The organism is Sinomonas sp. G460-2, assembly GCF_047759905.1.
Lineage (GTDB): Bacteria > Actinomycetota > Actinomycetes > Actinomycetales > Micrococcaceae > Sinomonas.
The window spans coordinates 1-7291 of sequence record NZ_JBKZWT010000184.1 but is presented as its reverse complement, the minus strand read 5'-3'; the positions used below and the strand labels follow the sequence as shown (position 1 = coordinate 7291).

The following is a 7291-nucleotide window of genomic DNA, read 5'->3' as shown; positions in this document are numbered from 1 at the left end:
ATCAGACGGTCTTCGCCGCCGTGCCGGCCTCGTGGTGCGAGGAGCGGCCCGCGGACTCGAGCGCGTCGAGCTCCAGGGTCGAGGTCTCGCGCGTGGCCCACGCCGCGACGGCCGAGATGGCCGCGAGCGCGAATGTGAGGCCGCCGATGATGAGCGGAACGTTCGCGGATCCGGGAGGGGCGATGAGCGTGAAGACGGTCGGCAGGAACGCGACGATGAGCAGGCCGAGGTTCTGCGAGACCGCGAAGCCCGTGACCCGAGTGCGCGTTGGGAACAGCTCCTGGAAGAAGCTCGCGAACGTCGCGTTCCACATCTGGTACAGGACGCCCCACATGAGAATCGCGAGCACGACCGTGAGCACCACGTTCCTCTGGCTGATCGCCCACAGGTAGGCGAACGAGAGCACGCCCGAGCTGAGCGAGCCGAAGATCATGAGCGGGCGGCGACCAATCCGGTCGGACAGCTTGCCGAAGAACGGGATGAGGGCCACGGCGACGACGTTCGCCATCACCGGCATCCAGAGGTACGTCGCGGGGCTCATGTTGATTCCGTACGCGGGCTGCGTGGCGTACGCAGTGCCGAAAACGGCCGCGGTGGTGCCGATGACGTTCGCGAGGCCCATGAGGATGGCGCGGAAGACGGTCCAGCCGCTCTCGCGCAGCACCTGAACCACCGGAGCCTTGGGCACTTCCTGCCCTTCCGCTTCGGCGAGGAAGACGGGGGTCTCGGCGACGCGGCGGCGGATGAGGTAACCGGCGACGACGACGAGCGCGCTGAGCAGGAACGGAATCCGCCAGCCCCACGCATGGAACGCCTGCGAGGGAAGCATCGCAGAGAGCGGGATGAACGCGGCGGACGCGAGGATGCTGCCCGCCTGCGTGCCCTGGAGGCTGAAGCTCGTGTAGAAGCCGCGCTTGCCCGCGGGCGCGTGCTCGGCGATGAGGGCGCTCGCACCGCTCAGCTCGCCCGCGACGGCGAAGCCCTGGATGAGGCGCAGCGCCACGAGCAGGATCGGCGCCGCGAGGCCGGCCTGGCCGTACGTGGGGAGGAGGCCCACGAGGAACGTCGACGCGCCGATGAGGAGGAGCGCGAAGACGAGGACGTTCTTGCGGCCGTGACGGTCGCCCCAGTTGCCCAGGACGAACGCGCCGAGCGGGCGGGCCACGTAGCCCACCGCATATGTGGCGAGGGACGCGACGAGCGCGACCGTCGGGTTGCCACTCGGGAAGAAGACTCCCGGGAACACGAGGGCGGCGGCCGAGGCGTAGATCGAGAAGTCGTAGTACTCGAGAGTGCTGCCGACCCAGCCGCTCAGTGCGGCCCGCTTGTGCATGTTTCCGGGCTTGTGCGGTTGCTCGGGGCTCGACTGCCCGCGCACCTCTTCGTGCATGAGACCCTCCTAGGTCATCCTGACTGTGATGCTCGTCCGGTGCCCTGACCATGGTGGAGAGTGGTCCGGATTACGCTTGGTAAGCGCTTTCCAATAGACCACGATGTGATCTGCGTGTCAATCTCGGGGCGAGGCGCGGGTCACGCCCGGGGCTTGTGGTGGCGCAGAACGAGCGCGAGCGCGCCGACTCCGGCCGCAGCCACGAGCACGAGCCCGGCGACGTAGAGGGCCGGGGAGGGCGCCAGGACCTGGCTCGCGTCGGGAGCCCCCGACCCCACGGCGCCCATGACGACGGCGGCGAACGCGTCCGCAAGTCCCTGCATCGAGTCCCAGAGCGCGTGGAGCGCGACGACGCCAAGGAACACCGCGAGGACCCCGGCCGTGAGGCGATAGCGCGGGGCTCTTCCCGCGGCGCCGTCTGCCGCGCCGCGCGCGGCGCCGGTTGAGGCTGGTCCCGCGGCGCCGAAGATGATCGCGCCGAGGAGCGCCGTCCACAGGACGTGGCACACGGGGGTCAGAATGGAGCGCGTCGCCTCGCTCTGGATGAGGGACCCGAGGTCGAGCCCGTTGGCCGTCACGGCGGCGCTGAACGCGTATCCCGCCGACTCGAAGCCAGCGAAGCCCGCTCCGATGCACGCCCCGAGCAGTGCCCCTTGCGGTGCCGTCTTGGGCGCGACGGAGCGGCCCAGGACGAGCAGGATGAGGGCCTTGACGAACTCCTCGACGAGCGCGACCCGGAGGTAGAGCCACGGCGAGACTTCGAGCTTCGACTCGAGGAGCGCCACGCCCAGGACGCCGAAGGCGCCGCCGAGGAAGAAGGCCATGAACGCGTCGAGCGAGGTGAGGTTCCCGCTGATCCGCTCGGCCGCGAACAGGACTACGCAGAACGGCACGAGCAGGCTGCCCAGGAGGATGAGCGTGGGGACGAGATTGGGGCTGCGTGTCGTGGAGGTGACCACGATCGTGGCGAGCCAGAGCGCCAGGCCCGCAAGGAGGGCCTTCCACCACCATCCCTGGCGTGTTCTGGCTGGAGCGGAGTCTGCGTCCACGAGAGTGAGGATACCGCTGGCCTCCGAGCGGAGGCGGTCACGTTGGAGCGGCCGACGGGAATCGAACCCGCGTATCAGGCTTGGGAAGCGTGCGCTCTGCCATTGAGCTACGGCCGCGTTAGCCCCGAAAGGCTTCATCCAGCTTACAGCACCCGACCTGATGCTTGATTCGCGGCGGGGGTGGCTGTCTCGGTGACGGGACGACGACGATCCGTGGGGTGAGCTGGGGTATTTTGGGAGGCGTGCTGCTCTCCGACCGCGACATTCGAGCTGAGATCGAGGCCCAGCGAATCTCGCTGGAGCCGTTCGAGCCGGCCATGGTCCAGCCGTCCAGCGTCGACGTGCGGATCGACCGCTTCTTCCGGCTGTTCGACAACCACAAGTACGCGCATATCGACCCGGCGCTCGAGCAGCCCGAGCTCACCCGCCTCGTCGAGGTCGCGAGCGACGAGGCGTTCATCCTCCACCCCGGCGAGTTCGTGCTCGGCTCGACGTTCGAGACCGTCTCGCTGCCCGAGGACATCGCCGCGCGGCTCGAGGGCAAGTCCTCGCTCGGCCGCCTGGGCCTCCTGACTCATTCGACGGCGGGCTTCATCGACCCCGGCTTCTCCGGCCACGTGACGCTCGAGCTTTCGAACGTCGCGACCCTTCCCATCAAGCTGTGGCCGGGGATGAAGATCGGCCAGTTGTGCTTCTTCCGGCTCTCCTCCGCCGCGGAGCACCCGTACGGCTCGGGGATGTACGGGAACCGCTACCAGGGCCAGCGCGGCCCGACGGCCTCGCGCAGCTACCTCAACTTCCACCGCACGAGCGTCTAGCCCGCGGCAAGCCGACGAGGCTAGAGGGTGCGGGCGTAGAACCACTCGATGTGCTCGCGCACGAGGCGAGCGGCGCCCTCGCCGTCGCGCGCCTCGACCGCCTCAAGGATCCCGCGGTGCTGCTCGCGGAGCTCGGCCGCGATGCTGTCCCATTCGCCGTGCGCGAGCACGGCCTCATCGACATACGTGCGGATTGCCTCGCGAAGCGAATCCATCATGGTGCTCACCACCGCGTTCCCCGCGAGCGCGCTCAGCGCCACGTGGAATTGCGCGTCGAGGGCCGTGAACGCGGGGGAGGGGAGCCCGCGTTCGTCCATCGCCTCGAGCAGCCGCCGCGCCTCCGCCAGCCGCGCGGCGTCCCATGGCGCGTCCGCGGCGTGCGAGAGGGACCACGTCTCCATCATGATGCGGGCCTCGACAATGTCCTTGACCGGCAGCCGTTGGCTCGCGACGTGCAGCCGGAGCGCGGAGCCGAGCGCCGCAGAGGGGTCGGAGACCACGATCGTGCCCGCGTTCGGCCCCGAGCCGGTGGCCGACCTCACGACCCCCATCACCTCGAGCGCGCGGATCGCGTCCCGCACCGACGCGCGGGAGATGCCGAACTGCTCCGCAAGCGCGCGCTCGCCGGGCAGCCGGTCCCCGAGCTTGATCTCCCCTGACCGCAGACGGTCCTCGATGTGGCGCAGCACGGCGTCGTGGGCGCGGTCGGCGGCTGGGCGCGGAGTCGGTTCGGACATGGATCCATCTTGCCGTATTGGGGTCGGGCCGGTATGGTCGGACCACATGGTCCCGAGTGAGATCCGGGCCGGAGAGGACTCCCATGAAGATCGCGCTCTTCGCGACCTGCATCGTCGATGCGATGTATCCGCGCGTCGCGCAGGCCACGGTGCGGATCCTGGAGCGGCTCGGGCACGAGGTCGTGTTCCCGTCCGGCCAGGCGTGCTGCGGGCAGATGCACCTCAACTCGGGCTACTTCCGCGAGGCGCTGCCCGTGGTCGAGAATCACGTCCGGACCTTCGAAGCGGGCTTCGACGCGGGGGAGTACGACGTCGCGGTCGCGCCTTCGGGTTCGTGCGTCGCCTCAGTGAAGCATCAGCACGCGATGGTCGCCCAGTGGGCGGTCGAGAAGGGCGGGAAGGCCGCCGACCCGACGCTCGAGGCGCGGGCGACCGCCGTCGGACATCGCACGTACGAGCTCGCGCAGCTCCTCACCGACGTCCTCGGCGTCACGGACGCGGCTGCGCAGCTGGGCTCGTACCTCCCTGGGACCATCACGTACCACCCGTCGTGCCACGGCATGCGCCTCCTCCGCCTGGGCGACCGCCAGCTGAGCCTCCTGCGCAGCGTCGAGGCGCTCAGCGTCGTCGACCTCCCCGAGGCCGACCAGTGCTGCGGCTTCGGCGGGACGTTCGCCGTCAAGAACGCGGACGTCTCCTCGGCGATGCTCGCCGACAAGGTCGCGAACATCTGCGGTACGGGCGCCGCGGCATGCGCGGGCGGCGACGCCTCGTGCCTCATGCACATCGGCGGCGGGCTTTCGCGCGAGCAGCGGACGACGGCGGGCGGCGCCCCCGTGCGCACCGTCCACCTCGCGGAGGTGCTCGCCTCGACCCGCGACCATCCCCTGACGTTCGACGGCGAGCTCGCGCTCGGCGGTGCCCGATGAGTACGGTTTCGCTGGGAATGCCAGCCGTGCCGCCCCGCGGCTTCGGCAACATCTCCGCCGTCGAGCCTTTCCCGAAGGCGGCGCAACGCGAGCTCGGCAACGCCCAGCTCCGCGCCAACCTCGGCCACGCGACCCACACGATCCGCGACAAGCGCCTTCGCGTCGTCTCCGAGCTCCCGGACTGGGAGTCGCTCCGCGACGCGGGCTCGGCCCTCAAGACCGAGGCGATGTCCCGCCTGCCGGAGCTCCTGACCCAGTTCGAGGAGCAGTTCACTTCGCGCGGCGGCACGGTCCACTGGGCGCGCGACGCCGCGGAGGCGAACCGGATCGCTGAGGGCCTCATCCGCGAGACCGGCGCGAGCGAGGTCGTCAAGGTCAAGTCGATGGCCACGCAGGAGATCGGGCTCAACGAGTATCTCGAGGAGCGCGGCATCGCGGCGTTCGAGACCGACCTCGCCGAGCTGATCGTCCAGCTCGACCACGACAAGCCGAGCCACATCCTGGTCCCCGCGATCCACAAGAACCGGACCGAGATCCGCGACATCTTCCTGCGCGAGATGCCCGGCGTCGACCGCTCCCTCACGGACGAGCCGCGCCGCCTCGCGATGGCCGCCCGCGCGCACCTGCGCCGGAAGTTCCTCTCCGCGAAGGTCGCGATCTCCGGCGCGAACTTCGGCATCGCGGAGACCGGCACGCTCGGCGTGGTCGAGTCGGAGGGCAACGGGCGCATGTGCCTCACGCTCCCCGAAACGCTCATCACGGTGATGGGCATCGAGAAGGTGCTCCCGCGGGCGCAGGACCTCGAGGTCTTCATGCAGCTGCTCCCGCGCTCCTCGACGGGCGAGCGCATGAACCCGTACACGTCGCTCTGGACGGGTGTCACTCCCGGCGACGGCCCGCAGAACGTCCACGTGATCCTGCTCGACAACGGCCGGACGCGTGCGCTTGCGGACCGCCACGGGCGCAGCGCGCTGCACTGCATCCGCTGTTCGGCGTGCATGAACGTGTGCCCGGTGTACGAGCGCACAGGCGGCCACGCCTACGGCTCGACGTATCCCGGTCCCATCGGCGCGATCCTCTCACCGCTCCTCACGGGCGTCGAGGCGGAGGAGAACTCGTCGCTCCCGTACGCGTCGTCGCTGTGCGGCGCCTGCTTCGACGCGTGCCCGGTCAAGATCAACATCCCCGAGATCCTCGTGCACCTCCGCGGCGAGGACGTCGAGGCGAAACACGGGCGCGGCCCGGTTTCGGGCGGTTCGGGCGGGACATCAAGCGGACGACGGCGCGGCCTCCCCTCCCAGATGGACGTCGCCCTCGGCGCGGCGTCGTGGGCGCTGTCCTCGGGCGAGCGGCTTGGGCTGGTCGAGAAGGGGCTGCCCGTGGCGCGGGCGCTCGCTGGGCGCGACAGGAAGTTCACGAGCCTGCCCGGTCTCGCCGCCGGCTGGACCCAGAGCCGCGACGTCCCCGCGCCCCCGAGCGAATCGTTCCGAAGCTGGTGGAAGAAGCGGGAGAAGGGCGCGGGGCCGCGCGAAGGTGACCGCGCGACGGGTGGACCGCGCGAAGGTGACGGTGCAACCGGTGGGCCGCGCGAAGGTGACGGCAAAACGGAAGGGGAGGCGCGATGAGCGCTCGCGACGAGATCCTGGCCCACATCCGCGAGGCGCTCGGCACCGACGCTGTTCAGGAGTCACGTCCCGTGGGTGCTCCCGTTCAGGGGTCACGTCCCGTGGGTTCGCACCCGCAGGAGATGACCCCTGAAGGGGCTCCCGAATCGACGGGGTACCGCACCGACTCCGGCCTCGGCGAGGACGCCCTCGTGGAGCTCCTCGTCGACCGGCTGGAAGACTACAAGGCCCGCGTCGAGGTGGTCCCGCGGTCCGAAGTGGCAGCCGCGATCCGGGCGCGCCTCGAGGGCAAGGAGTTCGTGGCCCCGGAAGGCTTCCCCGCCGAATGGCTCGACCCGAGCCTCGCCGAGCGTGCGGTGAAGGACTCGCGTGAGGCGCCGCTCGCCGTCGTCCATTTGGACGGTCTGGAGGCTGTGGTGACGTCGTCCGCGGTGAGCATCGCCGAGACGGGGACGATTGTGCTGGACGGCTCGCCGGATCAGGGGCGGCGGGCGATCTCGCTCGTGCCGGACCACCATGTGTGCGTGGTGCCGGTCGAGACGATCGTGGGGATCGTCCCGGAGGGCTTCGCGCGGCTTGACGTCACGCGGCCGCTCACGCTCATCTCGGGTCCGTCCGCCACAAGCGACATCGAGCTCGAGCGCGTCGAGGGCGTCCACGGCCCGCGCACGCTGGACGTCATCATCGCGCGCTGACCGGGCCGGCCAGCGCTAGCCCCGCAGCGCGCTCGCCTCGGCGAGCTC

Annotated in this window: 7 protein-coding genes and 1 tRNA gene; 4 read left to right on the top strand and 4 right to left on the bottom strand. The window is 70.2% G+C overall.

All coding sequences use genetic code 11. From position 1 onward, the window contains the following. Position 1 precedes the first annotated feature (1 nt). The 3 genes from ACLN58_RS15130 to ACLN58_RS15120 form a co-directional block, all read right to left on the bottom strand. A complete protein-coding gene (locus ACLN58_RS15130; RefSeq protein WP_415856083.1) occupies positions 2-1390 on the bottom strand; it encodes an MFS transporter in 1389 nt (462 codons plus the stop codon). Positions 1391-1530: 140 nt separating this feature from the next. Continuing rightward, a complete protein-coding gene (locus ACLN58_RS15125) occupies positions 1531-2439 on the bottom strand; it encodes a PrsW family glutamic-type intramembrane protease (protein WP_415856082.1) in 909 nt (302 codons plus the stop codon). A gap of 43 nt (positions 2440-2482) precedes the next feature. Then, positions 2483-2556 (bottom strand) — tRNA-Gly (locus ACLN58_RS15120). Positions 2557-2681: 125 nt separating this feature from the next. On the opposite strand from ACLN58_RS15120, the gene dcd reads away from it, so the two are divergent. Continuing rightward, the gene (dcd, locus tag ACLN58_RS15115) at positions 2682-3257 is read left to right on the top strand and encodes a dCTP deaminase (RefSeq protein ID WP_415856081.1); all 576 of its coding nucleotides are present in this window, start codon (positions 2682-2684) and stop codon (positions 3255-3257) included. A gap of 20 nt (positions 3258-3277) precedes the next feature. Here the strand turns inward: dcd and ACLN58_RS15110 are convergent, their stop codons facing one another. Continuing rightward, positions 3278-3994 (bottom strand): FadR/GntR family transcriptional regulator, encoded by a 717-nt coding sequence (locus ACLN58_RS15110; protein ID WP_415856080.1) that lies wholly within the window; start codon positions 3992-3994, stop codon positions 3278-3280. A gap of 83 nt (positions 3995-4077) precedes the next feature. Between ACLN58_RS15110 and ACLN58_RS15105 the strand changes: the two genes are divergently transcribed. The 3 genes from ACLN58_RS15105 to ACLN58_RS15095 are packed head-to-tail and all read left to right on the top strand — an operon-like array spanning position 4078 to position 7243. After that, the gene (locus ACLN58_RS15105) at positions 4078-4923 is read left to right on the top strand and encodes a (Fe-S)-binding protein (protein WP_415856079.1); all 846 of its coding nucleotides are present in this window, start codon (positions 4078-4080) and stop codon (positions 4921-4923) included. Next, positions 4920-6548 carry a lactate utilization protein B gene (locus tag ACLN58_RS15100; protein WP_415856078.1) on the top strand — a complete coding sequence of 543 codons (1629 nt, stop codon included), beginning with the start codon at positions 4920-4922 and terminating at the stop codon, positions 6546-6548. The genes ACLN58_RS15105 and ACLN58_RS15100 overlap by 4 nt, the downstream gene beginning before the upstream one ends. Then, positions 6545-7243 carry a LutC/YkgG family protein gene (locus ACLN58_RS15095; RefSeq protein WP_415856077.1) on the top strand — a complete coding sequence of 233 codons (699 nt, stop codon included), beginning with the start codon at positions 6545-6547 and terminating at the stop codon, positions 7241-7243. Before ACLN58_RS15100 ends, ACLN58_RS15095 begins: the two co-directional genes overlap by 4 nt. Positions 7244-7291: the final 48 nt, after the last annotated feature.